This window comes from Ligilactobacillus sp., from assembly GCF_036846325.1.
In the GTDB taxonomy this organism is placed as follows: Bacteria; Bacillota; Bacilli; order Lactobacillales; family Lactobacillaceae; genus Ligilactobacillus.
The window spans coordinates 1-3,630 of the sequence record NZ_DAIUCE010000136.1 but is presented as its reverse complement, the minus strand read 5'-3'; the positions used below and the strand labels follow the sequence as shown (position 1 = coordinate 3,630).

Annotated in this window: 1 protein-coding gene; it reads left to right on the top strand. The window is 51.3% G+C overall.

What is annotated here, in order from left to right:
- The coding region (locus tag V7Z60_RS09280; protein ID WP_334117535.1) for a glycosyl hydrolase 53 family protein at positions 1 to 3,630 on the top strand (3,630 nt) is incomplete at both ends.

The following is a 3,630-nucleotide window of genomic DNA, read 5'->3' as shown; positions in this document are numbered from 1 at the left end:
CCAGCGCATTGCCAACCAGAACAAGACCGTTTACTATGCATCAAATGGTCAGATGCAGTACGGTCAGCAGAAGGTCAACGGCAAGTGGTATCTGTTTGACAAAGTCACCGGCGCCATGAAGACGGGTCTTCAGTACATTGCCGATCAGAAGAAGCTTGTCCTCTACGGATCAAATGGTCAGATGCAGTACGGAACTCAGAAGGTTGACGGGAAAAAGTACAACTTCAACCGTGTTACCGGTGCGCTTGAGGCAACTGGTCAGCAGAAGATCAACGGCAAGTGGTATCTGTTTGACAACAGAAAGAAGATTCAGACCGGCTTCCAGAGGATTGCCAACCAGAACAAGACTGTCTATTACGATCCTGCAACGGCTCAGATGAAGTACGGCCAGCAGAGGATCGACGGCAAGTGGTATCTGTTTGACGGAGTCACTGGTTCAATGAAGACCGGCTTCCAGAAGATTGCAAATCAGAACAAGACCGTTTACTATGACGGAAACGGCCGCATGCAGTACAGCTGGCAGAACATCAACGGAAAGACATACTATTTCGACGGTGTAACGGGAAAGATGGCAACCGGCCACATGTACATCGACGGCGGCGAGTATTTCTTTGACGTGAACGGCATTCTTGTCCGTGACTATTCCAAGGACAACGACAACTACCGTGCAGACATCGCCGGTAATGCGGCTTCTGAGATGAAGAAGAACTACGGTGCAAGCGTTGACTATGACTGGAACAACCAGAATGACGAGTATCATGCCTTCACCATGAACGACACGGCACAGCTTCTTGCGATGGGACAACTCAAGAATGACGCTGCTGCAATTGAAACCAACCTGAAGAACAACGCCCTTCTTTCAGGCGGCGTTGTCAAGTCGTTCGTCAGAACTGAGAAGTCGGATTATTCCGACAGCCTGAAGAAGAACAATGTCTCGGCCTTCATCAACAGTCTGAAGGGTGTTTCAAATCTGAACGACACGATTCTCGGTGTCGGCGCATACAGCAGGGACGGTCAGATTACGACGGCATTCCTGCTGTTCAGCGAACATGTTCCGACGCATATCGCAACGGGGAATGAAAGCAAGTCCTCCACCGTAATCAAGGTAGAAGAAACCTACAAGGATGCCGGTGTCAATGTTGACGTCAGAGACGGCATCAGGAAAGGTGACACGATCAGCACAGGTGACTTCGGCACTGCATTTTCAAAGATTGACTCAAAGGCGCTGACGGGAAAGATCGGCGAAGCCATCAGCGAAGACAACCTCAAGCTCATCTTCGCCTCGCTTCCCGGCAATGAAAGTGCACTGGAAGGCACGAAGAACTATTACAGCAACAACGACGCCTATCACTATCAGTTCTGGCTTCAGGGACAGACTGCAGATCAGAAGCAGTACAACTTCCTGAACGCCAACAAGGGCGCAAAGTACGGTGACAAGCTTGTTCTTCCGTACACCGTAACGCTTGTCTGGGGACAGGCAGCAGGTCAGACGGCATCAGGCGACGAGAAGGCTCCGACGACGGGCAAGTCCACGAGTCAGATGACGGCGCAGGAAGTGGATGATGCCTTCAAGAACGGCACGGAAACAGGACTCAGGTTCGAGCAGGTCAAGGTCAACAAGGTTAACGGCATGAAGAACGAGACGATCAGAGGTCTTGATGTGTCAAGCTACGTTGCCCTGAAGAAGGCAGGAGTCAAGTTCTATGACTTTGACGGCAATGAGGCTTCACTGATGAAGGTGCTGAAGGATGCAGGAGCAAACTGGGTCAGAATCAAGCTCTGGAACGATCCGTATGATGCTGACAACCAAAGCTACGGCGGCGGTGTCAGTGATGAGGCAAGCGTGATTGAAGCGGCAAGGGAGGCTTCATCATATGGACTCAAGGTCCTGCTTGACTTCCACTACTCGGACTTCTGGGCAGATCCTGCCACGCAGATCATCCCGAAGGCCTGGTCAGCATCATCTCCTGAAAGAATTGAGAAGTCAGTCTACAACTACACGAAGAAGGTTCTTTCAGACTGCAGGAAGAACGGCATCGACATCAGCATGGTCCAGGTCGGAAATGAAATCACCAAGGGCATTCTCGGAGTAACGGGAGGCAATGTATGGAAGAACAGCAATACTGCAGGCAGGATGTGCGGCTATCTCAATGCCGGAAGCAAGGCGGTCAGGGAGACGTACAGGAACGCTCAGGTTGCGCTTCATCTTGAGACTCCTAACATCAACAACTATGATACAATCATGACTGCCTTCAAGAACGGAGGCGTCGACTATGACGTGCTTGGTTCATCCTACTATCCGTTCTGGGGATACAACAGCAACAATCCTTCAAACATCAGCAATGTTGAGAAGATGGTCAAGAACAAGTACGGCAAGAAGTTTGTCATCCTTGAAACAGGCTGGCCGGCAACTTTGAAGGATTCCGACGGAACGAGCAACAACATCGGAGGTGCACCGGGTCACTATAATGTGGGACCTCAGGGACAGGTTGATGAACTTTCAGATCTGTACAAGGCCGTTTTGAGCAACGACAACGGACTTGGTGCATTCTACTGGGAACCGGCATGGATTGCAGTCAAGCCGGGCTGGAAGAACTGGGCTGAAAACAAGGCCTATGCAGAAACAATGGGCACAGGATGGGCTTCAAGCCATTCAAGGGGATATTATCCTGACAGCAAGCTTTACTGGCGAGGCCAGCCAACGTGGGGCGGATCATCGTGGGACAACAATACCCTGTTCGATCCAAGCGGTCACCCGCTTCAGTCACTCATGATGTACAAGGGCTTCCTCGAAGGCTATCAGTCACCTGACATGACGCCTAAAGCACATGTTGACACGAATGTTTCATTCAAGGTGGATAAGATCTGGAATTCGGACAATGTTCAAGTTAACGGGGCACTAAAGGAAGGAGCCGTGATTAATGCATCCGATCTCCAAAATGCCCTGTCTGATTCTGCAAGGCAGCTTCTGAACGGTGAAAAGGACCAGCTGATTGGAAAGGATGCGCTGAGGAAGGCCGTTGAAAGTCTCGGCGGATTCAAGTCCGGCGTGCTGACGAAGTCATTCTTCGACAAGGATGGCAATGAGTACAAGTACGAACTGTGGCTTGAAGGACAGACGGACGGCGACAAGGAATGGAACGTGCTCAATGACAACAACGGCATCAAGTACGGTGGCAATCTCACCGTCAGGGTCAATGCGACGCTGAAACTGGTCAAGGCTGCAGAAAAGCCGGTTGAACCGTCCAAGCCCGCTGAACCTGCCGTGAAGCAGGCAACTTCATCCGTGGGATCAATCAAGGTCTACAAGGCCTGGAACAGTGCGGGTGAAGTGAAGGGCGCGCTTTCTGACGGCGACACGGTTGACGTGAAGGATGTCGAACCAGTTGAAACGGCGGCTTCGGCCAGGGCTTTGACAGGAGAAAAGGGCGCATCAATCAGCGAAGATGCACTTAATCAGGCTGTTACGACATTTGCAGGCTATGCTTCGGCGCTCAAGGGCACGAAGACATATACGGATGCTTCCGGTAAGCAGTATCACTATGAATACTGGCTTGCGGGCCAGACGCTTTCCGACAAGCAGTGGCAGCTGAACAACGCCAATAAGGATGCAAGGTATGGTCAGCCGAT